At 54.3% G+C, this 13961-nt stretch carries 17 protein-coding genes; 3 read left to right on the top strand and 14 right to left on the bottom strand.

Going from position 1 to position 13961, the window contains the following annotated elements; all coding sequences use genetic code 11:
* Positions 1-20: 20 nt before the first annotated feature.
* From JJU47_RS11370 to aroQ, 12 genes are all read right to left on the bottom strand, one after another.
* The gene (locus JJU47_RS11370; protein WP_228619481.1) at positions 21-842 is read right to left on the bottom strand and encodes a TlyA family RNA methyltransferase; all 822 of its coding nucleotides are present in this window, start codon (positions 840-842) and stop codon (positions 21-23) included.
* A 6-nt stretch (positions 843-848) separates the two neighbouring features.
* The gene (dxs, locus tag JJU47_RS11365; RefSeq protein WP_228619479.1) at positions 849-2738 is read right to left on the bottom strand and encodes a 1-deoxy-D-xylulose-5-phosphate synthase; all 1890 of its coding nucleotides are present in this window, start codon (positions 2736-2738) and stop codon (positions 849-851) included.
* A 122-nt stretch (positions 2739-2860) separates the two neighbouring features.
* Positions 2861-3739: a polyprenyl synthetase family protein gene (locus tag JJU47_RS11360; RefSeq protein WP_228619476.1), complete on the bottom strand. Its 879-nt coding sequence runs from the start codon at positions 3737-3739 to the stop codon at positions 2861-2863.
* On the bottom strand, positions 3736-3969 hold the full coding sequence (gene xseB / locus JJU47_RS11355; RefSeq protein WP_483298128.1) for an exodeoxyribonuclease VII small subunit: 234 nt from the start codon (positions 3967-3969) through the stop codon (positions 3736-3738). Before xseB ends, JJU47_RS11360 begins: the two co-directional genes overlap by 4 nt.
* The gene (xseA, locus tag JJU47_RS11350) at positions 3935-5284 is read right to left on the bottom strand and encodes an exodeoxyribonuclease VII large subunit (protein ID WP_228619471.1); all 1350 of its coding nucleotides are present in this window, start codon (positions 5282-5284) and stop codon (positions 3935-3937) included. The genes xseB and xseA overlap by 35 nt, the downstream gene beginning before the upstream one ends.
* Positions 5277-6113 (bottom strand): bifunctional 5,10-methylenetetrahydrofolate dehydrogenase/5,10-methenyltetrahydrofolate cyclohydrolase, encoded by an 837-nt coding sequence (locus tag JJU47_RS11345; RefSeq protein WP_228619469.1) that lies wholly within the window; start codon positions 6111-6113, stop codon positions 5277-5279. Before JJU47_RS11345 ends, xseA begins: the two co-directional genes overlap by 8 nt.
* A gap of 63 nt (positions 6114-6176) precedes the next feature.
* Positions 6177-6560, bottom strand: a complete 384-nt coding sequence (gene nusB / locus JJU47_RS11340; protein ID WP_228619466.1) for a transcription antitermination factor NusB — start codon at positions 6558-6560, stop codon at positions 6177-6179.
* A 113-nt stretch (positions 6561-6673) separates the two neighbouring features.
* Positions 6674-8017, bottom strand: coding sequence for an acetyl-CoA carboxylase biotin carboxylase subunit (gene accC, locus JJU47_RS11335; RefSeq protein ID WP_228619464.1), 1344 nt, complete (start codon positions 8015-8017; stop codon positions 6674-6676).
* Positions 8018-8024: 7 nt separating this feature from the next.
* On the bottom strand, positions 8025-8477 hold the full coding sequence (accB, locus tag JJU47_RS11330; protein ID WP_228619461.1) for an acetyl-CoA carboxylase biotin carboxyl carrier protein: 453 nt from the start codon (positions 8475-8477) through the stop codon (positions 8025-8027).
* A gap of 114 nt (positions 8478-8591) precedes the next feature.
* The gene (efp, locus tag JJU47_RS11325) at positions 8592-9158 is read right to left on the bottom strand and encodes an elongation factor P (RefSeq protein ID WP_024371514.1); all 567 of its coding nucleotides are present in this window, start codon (positions 9156-9158) and stop codon (positions 8592-8594) included.
* 29 nt (positions 9159-9187) lie between these two features.
* Positions 9188-10255 (bottom strand): M24 family metallopeptidase, encoded by a 1068-nt coding sequence (locus tag JJU47_RS11320; RefSeq protein WP_366511961.1) that lies wholly within the window; start codon positions 10253-10255, stop codon positions 9188-9190.
* The gene (aroQ, locus tag JJU47_RS11315) at positions 10251-10688 is read right to left on the bottom strand and encodes a type II 3-dehydroquinate dehydratase (RefSeq protein ID WP_228619456.1); all 438 of its coding nucleotides are present in this window, start codon (positions 10686-10688) and stop codon (positions 10251-10253) included. Before aroQ ends, JJU47_RS11320 begins: the two co-directional genes overlap by 5 nt.
* Positions 10689-10827: 139 nt before the next feature.
* Here aroQ and JJU47_RS11310 point away from each other — a divergent pair, with 139 nt between their 5' ends.
* Complete coding sequence (locus JJU47_RS11310; protein ID WP_228619454.1) at positions 10828-11769, top strand: DUF1385 domain-containing protein; 942 nt, start codon at positions 10828-10830, stop codon at positions 11767-11769.
* Positions 11770-11784: 15 nt separating this feature from the next.
* Complete coding sequence (locus JJU47_RS11305) at positions 11785-12195, top strand: SA1362 family protein (protein ID WP_228619452.1); 411 nt, start codon at positions 11785-11787, stop codon at positions 12193-12195.
* 40 nt (positions 12196-12235) lie between these two features.
* Here JJU47_RS11305 and hpt read toward each other — a convergent pair whose 3' ends face one another.
* Positions 12236-12763 carry a hypoxanthine phosphoribosyltransferase gene (gene hpt, locus JJU47_RS11300; protein ID WP_228619449.1) on the bottom strand — a complete coding sequence of 176 codons (528 nt, stop codon included), beginning with the start codon at positions 12761-12763 and terminating at the stop codon, positions 12236-12238.
* A gap of 173 nt (positions 12764-12936) precedes the next feature.
* Positions 12937-13365: a transcriptional regulator MntR gene (gene mntR / locus JJU47_RS11295; protein WP_228619447.1), complete on the bottom strand. Its 429-nt coding sequence runs from the start codon at positions 13363-13365 to the stop codon at positions 12937-12939.
* Positions 13366-13529: 164 nt separating this feature from the next.
* Between mntR and JJU47_RS11290 the strand changes: the two genes are divergently transcribed.
* Complete coding sequence (locus JJU47_RS11290; protein ID WP_029334789.1) at positions 13530-13910, top strand: rhodanese-like domain-containing protein; 381 nt, start codon at positions 13530-13532, stop codon at positions 13908-13910.
* Positions 13911-13961 lie beyond the last annotated feature (51 nt).

Below are 13961 nucleotides of genomic sequence, written 5' to 3'. Positions count from 1 at the left end.
TGCAGACGAATGTCTGCAGGTCATGCGTTCTTTTTCAATTGCGTATGAGCCGCTTCGATGACCGCGGACACGTCGAGCGCTGGGTCGACCCCACCGACACCGGTGAAGCGGGCGAACAACAGAAATTCGATGTTCCCGTCCCCGCCGGTAATCGGCGAGAAGTCGAGTCCTTCGACGTGGAAGCCTTCTGAGGCAAAATAGCGCACCATGTCAGCGACGACCCGTTCATGGACAGCCCGGTCACGGACGATGCCTTTTTTGCCGACGTCCGCTTTACCGGCCTCGAACTGTGGTTTGACGAGGGCCATGACGACGCCATCCGGTTTCAAGATGTGCTTGAGCGGCGGAATCATCAACCGAAGCGAGATGAACGAGACGTCAATCGTCGCAAAATCCGGGGCGACCGCGAATTGGTCTGCCGTCGCATGACGGAAGTTCACCCGTTCCATGACGACGACGCGTTCGTCGCTCCGAAGTTTCCAAGCGAGTTGGTTATAGCCGACATCGACCGCATACATCTGACGGGCGCCATTTTGAAGGGCACAGTCAGTGAAACCGCCGGTCGAGGAACCGATGTCGATCCCGACTTTGTCAGTCACATCGAGCGGAAACACGGCGAGCGCTTTTTCAAGCTTGAGCCCGCCCCGTCCGACGTATGGGATGACTTGCCCTTTCACTTCGAGCGGGATGTCATCGAACACTTTATCGCCCGCCTTGTCGAGCCGTTCTGTCCCGCTGTAGACGAGTCCAGCCATGACGGACCGTTTCGCTTTCTCTCTCGTCTCCGCTAATCCGCGGTCGACGAGTAATACGTCTAATCTAGTTTTCTTTCGTTTTTCCATAGTTCCTCACACATTCTGTCGATTTGTCACTTGGACGAATTGTTGTACCGATTCGGCGATTTGTGACGGTCTGAGCCCGATCTCTTCAAGTAGTTGGTTGACGCCGCCGTGCTCGATATAACGATCCGGGATGCCGAGTCGCAGGACACGCGGGAACTGTCTCGCATCGCTGGCGTGTTCGAGGACGCTGCTGCCGAACCCTCCGGCTAGCACCGCCTCTTCGAGTGTCACGAGCGGGATGCCTTCTTCATAGAGCGATGTGAGCATGACGTCGTCGAGCGGTTTGATCGTCCGACAGTTGATGACACGGACGCTCACTTGTCCTTCTAACAATGCTCGTACTTCGAGCGCGTCTTGCACTTGCGGACCGAACGTCAAGATGGCGACGTCCGTTCCTTCGGCCTCGACTTCCCAAACGTCTAGCGGGAGCTCTTGAAGCGTATCGCTCATCGGGACACCGATGCCTTCTCCGCGCGGGAAGCGGATCGCGATCGGACCGTCATCGTAACGGAGCGCCGAATAGACGAGTCGTTGCAGCTCGGCTTCATCTTTCGCCATCAAGATGCGGATGTTCGGCACATGGCGCATGAAGGCGATATCGAACACGCCTTGGTGCGTCTCCCCGTCCGCACCGACGAGACCGGAACGGTCAATCGTGAAGACAACGTTCAAGTTTTGACGGCAAATATCGTGCACGAGTTGATCGTAGGCGCGTTGGAAGAAAGTCGAATAAATCGAGACGACCGGTTTCAACCCTTGCGTCGCCTGACCGCCTGCGAGTGTCACCGCATGCTGTTCGGCGATGCCGACGTCAAACATGCGTTCAGGGAACTTGGCATTGAAGCAGTCGAGCTTCGATCCGACGCTCATCGCTGGCGTGATCAGTGTCACACGGTCGTCCGTCTCCGCCACTTTCGTGATCGTCTCGGCGACGACTTTCGAATAACTCGGACCTTTCACTTTGCCTTTAATGACTTCCCCTGATTCGATCTTATACGGTCCGAGGCCATGCCACGTCCCGACACCGTCGAGTTCGGCCGGACGGTATCCTTTGCCTTTTTTCGTGATGACGTGGACGAGTACTGGTCCGTCAATCTTTTTCGCATACTCGAGCGTCTCGAGAAGATCTTTCAAATCATGGCCGTCCGTCGGTCCGAAGTATGTGAAACCGAGTTCTTCAAAAAACGTTCCTGGGATGAGCGCCGACTTGAGCATATCTTTGACGCGTTCCCCGCTTCGTTCAAGCGGTCCACCGACGATCGGGATGTGTTTGATGAGCGACTCGATCTCCTCGCGGGCATGCTTCAACTTGCGCGAGGCACGCATTCGTCCGAGCATGTTGTGCATCGCCCCGACGTTCGGGGCGATTGACATCTCATTATCGTTCAAGATGACGATCACGTTTTGTTTCTCGGCGCCGATATGGTTGAGCGCTTCGAGCGCCATCCCTCCGGTGAGTGCCCCGTCCCCGATAATAGCGATGGCACGGTCTTGTGACCCTTTCAATTCGTTGGCGATGGCGATTCCCATCGCCGCCGAGAGCGAAGTCGAGCTATGCCCGGTCTCCCAGACGTCATGGTCGCTCTCGCAACGTTTCGGGAAGCCGCACAAGCCGTTGTATTGACGGAGCGTATCGAACTGTTTCGTCCGTCCCGTCAAAATTTTGTGGACGTACGCTTGATGCCCTACGTCCCATACGAGCTGGTCGTTCGGACTGTCGAATACACGGTGCAAGGCAAGCGTCAACTCGACGACGCCAAGGTTCGGCGCCAGATGCCCTCCCGTTTCTGCCAATTTTTCAATCAAGAACCGTCGGATGTCGGCGCTGAGCGCTTCCATCTCAGTTACCGACATTCGTTTCAGGAATGACGGGTCTTGAATGGATGTCAAGTCCATGATGACCATCCTTTCTCCTATCTTATTACTGATTCGTACCTTACATTTTACAAGAATGTGTCCAAGGATGCCATACATTCACAAAAACAAAGGTGACACGATGTGTTATCGTGTCACCACTGTCAATGATTGCGTCCGACGACAAAGGCGAGAAGTGCCCGCAACAGCGGGGCCTCGACGGACAATGAGGCAAGTTCAGCCTCTGCCATCGTCACCTCTCGGTCGAGCGCCGCTTTGGCTCCGTCCAAGCCGAGAAGCTTCGGATACGTCGTCTTATCATTTTGTTCGTCTGAGCCGACACGCTTGCCGATGAGCGCCTCGTCCCCTTCGACGTCCAAAATGTCGTCTTGGATTTGGAAAGCGATTCCGAGGTGCTGACCGAACGCTTTGAGCGCTTCCCGGTCTGACTCGGACGCATCGGCGAGGATGGCGCCCGCTTCGAGCGCATAGACGAGAAGAGCGCCCGTCTTTCGCTCATGGATTGATTGGAGCGTCTCGAGCGGGACCCCGCTCTGTTTTTCAGCGAGCATGTCGTCAAGCTGACCGCCGACCATGCCACGGCTCCCGGCCGCACGACCGAACGAGGCGACCAAAGCGACGACTTTCTCAGGAGACGTGTTCGTAGAGGCAAGGAGCGCGAACGCGTCGGTCAACAAGGCGTCTCCGGCGAGAATCGCGGTCGCCTCATCGAACTGGCGATGATTCGTCGGCCGGCCGCGCCGGACGTCGTCGTCATCCATCGCCGGCAAATCGTCATGGATGAGTGAGTATGTATGGACCATCTCGAGTGATGCCGCTACTTCATGGCCGAGCGAAAGCGGCCTTCCGTACGTCTCGAGGACGGCGTAGACGAGCGCGGGCCGAATTCGTTTTCCGCCCGCCTCGAGTGAATACGTCATGGCGTCGTGGAGACGCGACGGCATCGCCGAACGCTCGTTGAACGTCGAGAGCGCTCGTTCGACTTCTTGTTTCCATCGGCTAAGGGAGACTTGTCGAGTCATGACGCGCCTCCTTTATCCCGGAGCGTCCCGTCGAGTTCAAGAATCTCATCCATCTTTTTCTCGGCTGCCGCGAGCTTCGATTGGCACAGGGCCGATAAACGAACCCCTTCCTCATAGAGCGTCATCGCCTCTTCGAGCGCGACGTCGCCGGCCTCGAGCTGAGCGACGATTTCTTCGAGTCGGGCTAGTGCGGCTTCAAACGTCTGTTGTTCTTGTTTCTTCGCCATCATGTCTCTCCTTCACTTCCGCGACAGCGTGACCATCCCGAAAGCGGATCGTCACCAAGCCGTCATGTAGTTGTTTGACATCTTTCACGTACGTGCCGTCTTGCTCGATGAACGTGTAGCCACGGGCGAGGACGGCGAGCGGACTGACTGCTTGCAGTCGTCCCGCGGCGCGGGCCAACTGATCGGTCGGTCCCTCGAGCGGTTTGATGCGGTCGAACCGTCCTTCGTATTGTCGGAACCGGTCCTCATGCGTTCGAAACACTTGCATCAAGTTCTTGACGTCAAGCCGGTGGGCCGAGGCGTCAAGACGATGCTTGACGCTCGTCACTTGTTTGACGACGCCTTGCTCGAGCCGGATCTCGGCCTGGGCGAACCGCTCGCGTTTTTGCATGATCGTATAGCGAGGTGACTTCAAGCCGTAACTGTTTTTCATACGTTCGACCCGTTCCCGGAGCGTTGTCATTTGCGTCGTCACGACACGCGTGAGCGCCGCACTCAATCGCTCCACATCTTTTCGCTGCGCCTCGATCGTCGCCGTCGCGAGCTCCGCGGCCGCTGTCGGGGTCGCTGCCCGGACGTCGGCGACAAAGTCGGACAGCGTGAAGTCCGTCTCATGCCCGACAGCAGAGATGACGGGAATCGTCGAATCGTATATCGCTTCGACGACCGCATCTTCATTGAACGCCCATAACTCTTCGATCGAGCCGCCGCCGCGGCCGATGATCAACACGTCACAGTCAGTCCGTTCGTTCATCCACCGGATCGCATTCGCCACTTGCACGGACGAGGTGTCTCCTTGGACCGCGACCGGCGCGAACGTGATCGCGACGTGCGGGGCACGTCGTCTGAGCGTTGTCGCGATATCGTGAAGCGCCGCCCCTTTCGGCGAGGTGACGATTCCGATTCGCTCAGGGAAAGCTGGGAGCGGTCGTTTGCGCTCCTCGGCGAACCACCCTTTCGCCTCGAGTTCACGTTTTCGGGCTTCGTAGCGTTCATATAAGAGACCAACACCTTCTTGACGCATCAACTCGACGTACAACTGCACGTCTCCGGTCGATTCATACATCGTCACACGGGCGACGACGATGACGCTCATACCGTCGGTCGGGTCAAACGTCAACGTCCTCGCATCTCGGGAAAACATGATCGCCTTCATTCGTGACGACTCATCTTTGAGCGTGAAATAACAGTGCCCGGAAGCGTAGCGCTTAAAGTTAGAGATTTCGCCGATCACAGCGACTTGTTGCAACACCGGATCACCGTCGAGCTGTCGTTTCACATAACGGACGACCTCGGATACCGGAAGCGGATTAGCCACGCGACGCGACCTCGACCGTATTGTGCATGAGCATCGTGATCGTCATCGGACCGACACCGCCCGGAACAGGCGTGATGGCCCCGGCCACGTCTTTGACATGTTCATAATCCACATCTCCGACGAGACGGTTATCGACGCGATTGACCCCGACATCGATGACGATGGCGCCCGGTTTGACCATGTCTTTTGTGACGAGACCGGCCCGTCCGACCGCGACGATCAAAATATCGGCTTGACGGGTCATCGCCCCGAGGTCGACCGTCTTCGAATGACAATACGTGACGGTCGCCGACTCGTTCAAAAACAGCATCCCGACCGGCTTACCGACGATTTGGCTGCGGCCAACGACGACGACGTGCTTCCCGACGAGGTCTGTCTGCAGTTTCGCGAGATGAAGAATCCCGTGCGGCGTGCAAGGCAGTAACGTCTCGAGACCGAGCATCATCTTCCCGACGTTCTCCGGGTGGAACCCGTCGACGTCTTTCTCAGGAGAAATGCGCATGATGACGCGGTTCTCATCGATATGTTTCGGCAGCGGCAGTTGCACGAGAATCCCGTGCAGGTCGTCGTCTTCGTTCATTGAATCGATCAAGGCGAGAATTTCACGCTCCGTGACCGTCTCGTCGAAACGAAGCACTTGAGAATCAATGCCGATTTCGGCCGCCGCCCGCTCTTTGCCACGGACATAACTATGACTGGCCGGGTCGTCCCCGATTAACACGACTTTCAATTTCGGGACGATTCCTTTAGCCCGAAGTTCCGCTACCCGTTCTTTCAACGTTTGCCGATACGATGTTGCGATTTGTTTCCCGTCGATCACTACTGCCATCTCTCTCATCCCCCGTTATGTTAGGTTTCTCTGTAGTTGGTGTGGTGTCTTCTCTCTGTTCGTTTACGCTTTGATGATATTGCCGAGTACGCCGTTGACGAGCTTCGCCGCTTCTTCGTCAGCGAACGACTTCGCGAGTTCAACCGCCTCGTTGATCGTGACACTTTCAGGGATTGTCTCGACATAGAGCAACTCGTACGTCGCCATACGGAGAATCGTCCGCTCGACGTTTCCGAGCCGGTCGAGGCGCCAGTTTTTCAAGTTTTCGATGAGCAGTGCGTCGATCTCATCTTTTTTCTCAAGCGTCTCCGTGACGAGTTGCTCATAAAATGGATCAGATTCCGTACCGTCGAGGGCGAACTCGATCGCGTCCTCTACCTCAAGGTTTGATACTTCGATTTGAAAAAGCGTTTGAATCGCTTTCTCTCGTGCTTCATGACGTTTCATTCAGATACTCTCCTTTTGCTTGCTTTCATTGTGATAGTTTAGCATAAAGCACTCATAAATTCAGTACAAAAAACCAGGAAACCCGAAATAATGTTCGGGCTTCCTGGTCGTTGTCATTTGGAGAGCGTCATTTCTTTTTCGACAAATTTCGTGTCGAACGTACCTGTCCGGAAGCGCTCGTGCGCCATGACTTGTTGATGGAACGGAATCGTCGTATGGATCCCTGACACCGTGAACTCGTCGAGCGCGCGAAGCATCTTCGCAATCGCTTCCTCTCGCGTCGGAGCGTGAACGATCAGCTTCGCGACCATCGAATCATAAAACGGCGGAATGACCGCTCCGGCATAGAGCCCGCTGTCGACGCGCACGCCCATCCCACCCGGAACGATATACTGGTCGATTCTTCCTGCCATCGGCCGGAAGTCTGCGAACGGGTCTTCCGCATTGATGCGACATTCGATCGAATGACCCGAGAAGACGATATCGTCTTGCGAGATCGCGAGCGGATGACCGAGCGCGACTTCGAGCTGGGCTTGGACGAGGTCGAAGCCGGTGATCATCTCGGTGACCGGATGTTCGACTTGGATACGCGTGTTCATCTCCATGAAATAAAACTCGTTCACTTCAGGGACGTAGATGAACTCGATCGTCCCCGCGCCCGAATATTGGATCGCTTTCGCCGCTTTCACGGCCGCATCTCCCATCGCCCGACGCGTCGTCTCATCGATCGCCGGGGACGGCGCTTCTTCCACGAGTTTTTGCATCCGACGTTGAATCGTGCAGTCGCGCTCTCCGAGATGGATGACGTTGCCGTACTGGTCAGCGAGCACTTGCACTTCGACGTGGCGGAACGATTCGATATATTTCTCTAAATAGACGTCCCCGTTTCCGAACGCTTGCTTCGCTTCTTTACGTGTGGCAACGAGTCCTTTGATGAGTTCCTCTTCATCGAACGCGACACGGATGCCGCGCCCGCCGCCGCCCGCCGTCGCTTTGATGATGACCGGATAGCCGATTTCACGGGCGAGCTCGATCGCTTCCCCATCTGTGACGACGCCACTCGATCCGGGAACAACCGGGACACCTGACTCGATCATCGTCCGCTTCGCCTCATCCTTGATGCCCATCTTCCGAATCGCGTAACTGCTCGGTCCGACGAACTGGATGCCGCACGCCTCGCTCATCTCGGCGAACTCGGCATTTTCCGCCAAAAAGCCATATCCCGGATGAATCATCGTCGCATCGACCGCGCATGCGACCGACAAAATGTTCGGAATGTTCAAATACGAGTCTTTTGACGGATTCGGACCGATGCAGTACGCCTCGTCGGCGAGCTTGACATGGAGCGCTTCCCGGTCAGCCTCGGAGAAGACGGCGACGGTCGGGATGTTCAGTTCTTTAGCCGCACGGATGATTCGTACCGCGATTTCCCCGCGGTTTGCTATTAGTAGTTTCATGCCGACCTCACTTCACGCTGAAGAGCGCTTGCCCATATTCGACCAAGTCACCATCGGCCACGAGCATCTCGACGATTTCCCCGCCGATTTCCGCTTCGACGTCGTTAAACAGTTTCATCGCCTCTAAAATACAGACGACTTGACCGGCCTCGACCCGGTCTCCGACTTTGACGAACGCTTCTTTGTCAGGCGCAGGACGTGAATAAAACGTGCCGACCATCGGCGATGTGATCGTCCGATAATCGTTGGCCGGCGTGACAGCCGCCTCTTCGTCCGGTGCTGCAATCGGCGTCGGAGCCGAGATCGGGTTTACCGGTGCGAGCGGTGCAGTCGCCTGGACGACTTGCGGGGCCGCCTCTTTTTTCAATGATAACTTGAACTCGGACGTCTCGAGCTCCATCTCGTGGATTGACGTCTGGTCGAGCAGTTCCATCAGCTCTTTAATGTGATCGATTTGCATGAATATACCCCCTGTTTATACCTGGTACTAATCTCTACTCTACTATAACTGGTCAGACCAGTGAATGCAACGACAAAAAAGAGTGCCCATTCCGCAGAATGGACACTCTCGATATTACCCGTTATAACGTCCCGTGAACTCACCTGTACGTGTGTCGACCGTGACTTTTTCACCTGGCTCGATGAAGAGTGGGACTTGAATGATATGTCCCGTTTCGACTGTCGCGTTCTTCTTCACGTTCGAAGCCGTGTCCCCTTTGACGCCAGGGTCGGCTTCCACGATTGTTAAGACGACCGTCGTCGGAAGTTCGATTCCGAGAATCTCGCCGTTGTAATCTGCGATGCTCACTTCCATGTTCTCAAGCATGTAAGGGAGAGCCGCTTTCACTTGTTCGCTCGTCAATTCGAGTTGCTCGTACGACTCGTTGTCCATGAACACGTACGTGTCCCCCATCGGATACAAGTACTGCATCCGTTTACGTTCGATATGGGCACGCTCGATGCGTTCGCCGCCGCGGAACGTCGTCTCCTGGATAGCACCCGTGCGCAAGTTGCGCATCTTCGTCCGGACGAACGCAGCGCCCTTACCTGGTTTGACGTGTTGGAACTCGATAACTTGCCAAATCGATCCGTCCGACGTCTTCACCGTTAAACCTGTTTTTAAATCGTTAACTGATACCATATTGATTTCCTCCTAGTTTCAGACGAGACTTATGCCTCGATCGTGATTAACTCTTTTGGCGATTGCGTGAGACGAACACATCCGTCTTCTGTGATCACGACGTCATCCTCGATGCGGCAACCGCCGACACCGGCGATGTAGATACCCGGCTCGATCGTGACGACCATACCTGGTTCCAAAATCGTCTCGGAGCGGAATGAGAGTCCTGGCGCCTCATGGACTTCCATGCCGAGTCCATGTCCGGTCGAGTGTCCGAAGTATTCACCGTATCCGGCTTCTTTGATGACGTCACGCGTCAACGCGTCCGCCTCGATACCTGAAATACCGGCCTTCGTGCCGGCTACACCGGCGAGTTGGGCCCGGAGCACCGTATCGTAAATGTTTTGCAACTCGTCAGAGATCGGTCCGATCGCGAGCGTGCGCGTAATATCTGAGCAGTATCCTTTATAGTATGCTCCGAAGTCGAGCGTCACGAGCTCTCCCGCTTCGATTACTTTCTCACTGGCCACGCCGTGCGGAAGTGCCGAACGCCATCCCGAGGCGACGATCATATCGAACGAAGACGAGTCTGCCCCTTGAGCGCGCATGAACATCTCGAGTTCGTTCGCGACTTCTTTCTCGGTACGGCCCGGACGGATGAACGTTTGGATATGTTCGAAAGCCGCATCAGCAATCGCCGCAGCTTCCTTCATTATCTTAAGCTCTGCCTCATCCTTAATCAAGCGTAGCTTTTCAACGATTCCCGACGTCTCGACGAGTTCGGCCGTCACTTCTTTTTCATACGTGCGATATAGGCCGACGGTCATGTCGTCTTGTTCGATCCCGAGGCGCTTCACCGCTTCACGTGTCACGATGTCACCCACCGATTTGACGAGCGACGTGTCAAGCTCGACGATTGTATAGCCTTTCACTTGGCTCGCCGCTTGCTCGGTGTAGCGGAAATCGGTAATGAAGCTCGCCGTCTCGGCCGTGATGAGTACGACACCGCTCGATCCAGTAAAGCCAGATAAATAGCGGATGTTCTCCCGTTTCGTCACGAGAAGTCCGTCGATCCCGTTAGCTGCTAGTGCATGTTGTAACTTACTGACGCGTTCAATCATGTCGATTCCTCCAATGTTCGATCAGTGCCTGGAGCGCAAGCGTATAACTCGTCAAGCCAAACCCGCTGATGACGCCGAGACAGACGCCGGCAAGAATAGATTCATGACGGAACGGCTCACGCGCGTGCACGTTCGAGATATGTACTTCGACGACAGGGGCGGTGATGGCCGCGATCGCGTCACGAAGCGCGATCGACGTGTGCGTGTAGGCACCGGCATTGAAGATGACGCCTTCATAATCGAACGCATCGTGCAACGCATCGATCAACTCACCTTCATGGTTTGATTGGATGAACGTGAGCTCCACTTCTTCCGGCGCCGCAAGCAACAACGTGCTCGCCAGCCCTTTTAGCGACACGTTTCCATACACGTCCGGCTCCCGTAATCCGAGCAAATTCAAGTTCGGTCCGTTCAATACAAGAATACGCAACCTTCATTCCCCCTTCGTCAAGTCGCTTCTATTGTAACAAATTTATGTAGAGCGCGTGAATCGTGTCGCCTGAGGTTTCGTTTTTCTCCCGAATCACGGTATAATTCAACTATACTACTGGTAGAATCGAGGAAAACGTATGACAACTAAACCATCCACCCCCGTCGGCGGGCAAGCGCTCGTCGAAGGGGTGATGTTTCAAGGGCGGACCGAGAGCGCATCGGCGATTCGACGCAAAGACGGGTCGATTGAAACGTTCAACCAACCCCGCATCCTCGTCCCGTGGGTCCAATCCCTTAAAAAAGTCCCGTTCTTGCGCGGGATCGTCGCACTGTACGAATCGTTAAAGAACGGATCGGCCCATATGACGTTCGCGAGCGACCGTTATGACGTCGACCCGAGTGAAGATGTAGTCGAGAAACCGGAACAAAAACAAAACATGTTCATGGTGCTCATGATCGCCATCGTCGGCGTCATCTCTTACGTGTTCGGAAAGCTGATCTTCAACGTCACACCGGCTCTTTTGGCCGCCATGTTTCAAAACGTGCCGGCATTATCCGGACATGTGATTCAAAACCTCCTTGAAGGGGGAATAAAATTAGTATTACTGCTCAGCTATTTGTATTTGATCTCGTTGACGCCTTTAATCAAACGAGTGTTTCAATACCATGGCGCCGAGCATAAAGTGATCAACTGTTACGAGTCTGGTCGTCCGATCACGGTCGAGAACGTTCGGGCCAGCTCGCGGTTGCATTACCGTTGTGGCTCGAGTTTCATCTTGTTCACCGTATTCGTCGGCATCGGCGTGTATATGATCGTCCCGATCGACCCGCTATGGGTTCGACTCGTCAGCCGTATCGCATTGTTACCGGTCGTGATCGGGATCTCGTTTGAAGTACTTCAATTTACGAACCGCTTCCGTGACCATCGTTATTTATCTGCCCTCGGCAAACCCGGGCTCTCGCTCCAGCTTTTGACGACGCGTGAGCCGAACGACGAGCAGATCCGTGTCGCCATCGAAGCGTTCGAGACGTGGGAACGGGCCGAGACTTTGCAACCGGCCGTCAACAGAGAGGGTTAAAGAGGAGGAAACGCCATGATCAGACAAAGAATCGGTTCGACCGCAGCGATTATCGTGTTCATCTTAGGGTTCATCGGTGTCGGTCACATGCTCGCGACAGAACCGGGCCGATTGTTCAGACAGTTACTTTTCATCGGTATTTTCGGGTTAATCTTTTATGTCATCTACAAAGTGTTCATGGCGCCTAAAATCTCGGCTGAGGATGTGCGCTACCGAAAGACGGCCCAAGCCTCGAAAAGACGGATGCAACGGCCAAACGACCCTAAAGTGAAGCCGTCAGCGGCCACGAAGAAAAAAGCGAAGGTCAAACCGGGGTCGAACGTGACGAAACTTTCGAAACGTTCTTCATTGAACCGGACGGACGCACCTCGCCTCACCGTCATCGAAGGAAAAAAAGGCAAAAAGAAAAAGAAGGCGAACATGTAACAAGAGGATGACACGGGCCCGTGTCATCCTCTTTTCCTGTTCAATCCGTCTCTACGAATCCGATATATGGCAAGTTCCGATACTGCTCGGCGTAATCGATTCCATAACCGATCACAAACTCGTCCGGAATCTCAAAACCGACATAATCGGCGTCAAGCGTCACGAGACGCCGGGCCGGCTTATCGAGCAACGTACAAATTTTTAACTCCCCAGGCTGGTGCAACGTCATATGCTGACATAAAAATTTAAGTGTTTGCCCTGTGTCGATGATATCTTCAATGATGACGACGTACTTTCCTTCGACGTCGAGGTCAAGGTCTTTCCGAAGTTGAACGTTCCCGCTCGAGACTGACTTCTTCCCATAAGACGAAGCGGCGACGGTGTCGAGTTGAACACTTCCCGTCATTTGCCGCATCAAGTCCGCCGCGAACACCATCGATCCTTTCAACACGGCGACGAGGACGATCGGTGTTCCGTTCGCGTCCTGTTCAATCTGCTCCGCAAGCTCTTTCACTCGTTGTTTGATTTGAACCTCATCAAATAATTTTCCTTTAATGTGTATGTCCATGTTTTCCGGCGATTGTTCGCCGTCACCCCCTCCATGTTGTATCCAGCCCCCATTCTATCATAAATCCAGTTAAAAACCACACATCTTTCGAGATACAACAGTTATTGTTCGGTTTTAGATGTTGTATCCGACAAAAAAGCGGCTCCGATACGCGTACCGGAGCCACCTGTTCCTTACTCGTCTTGCGTCCGCTTCATCTGTTGAAACTGATGGAACTGTTCCATCAACTCGGGCTTGTCCTCAAAAAACTCCACGAACCGGGTCATACAGTCGAGCGTGTTCGAGCTCAAATGGTGTTCGATTCCCTCGACATCTTCATACACGTCAGCCTCATCCACCCCGATGAGCCGCAGAAACGACTCGAGCATCGCGTGCCGCTCGACAAGTCGTTTTCCAATTTTTTGCCCTTTATTCGTCAGCATGAGCCCTCGATATTTTTCATAGACCAAATATTCTTCACGATCGAGTTTTTGAACCATTTTCGTGACTGAGGAAGGGTGCACCCCTAAATGTTCGGCGATATCGGATACTCGGGCGTACCCTTTCTCCGTCATTAATAAATAAATTCGTTCTAAGTAATCTTCCATACTCGGTGTCGGCATGGGCGTGGCCTCCCCTTCAGTTCCGTTATCCAACCTCCATTTTAGCGTAACCGACAGGAAACAGGAAGTCCCAGCAGGAAATACATGAGTCAGTCGTTGTGTCCCGACGTCATATTCTTTATAATGGAGGATGGTAACTTTAAGTAGAGAAAGGAAGAACAGCAATGGGAATTGAAACAATCCTCGTCATCATCCTTTGGGGTGCACTCATCGCATACATCGTCTGGCGCTTTATGCCGGCGCGCGGTTTGAAAAAAATGAAGCAAGAAGAATTCCGCGCCTCACTCAGAAAAGGCCAGCTCATCGACGTCCGCGAACCGAACGAATACAAAGGCGGCCATATCACTGGTGCCCGCAACATCCCGGTCGGTCAAATGAAGCTCCGCATGAAAGAGCTCCGGAAAGATCAGCCGATCCTCATGTACTGCCAAGGCAAATCCCGCTCGAACCAGGCGGCCAAGTTGCTCATGAAAAACGGATTCACCGACATTTACATGCTCGAAGGCGGATTCAAACAATGGAAAGGGAAAGTCAAAAAAGGCTGACCTGAACAAACAAGCGTTGCCCCAACGAGAGTTGAGGCAACGCTTGTTTTC

It is taken from the genome of Exiguobacterium sp. (assembly GCF_020832205.1).
Taxonomy (GTDB): Bacteria; Bacillota; Bacilli; order Exiguobacteriales; family Exiguobacteriaceae; genus Exiguobacterium.
The sequence above is the reverse complement of the archived record's forward strand: the minus strand, read 5'-3'. Positions and strand labels throughout refer to the sequence as shown.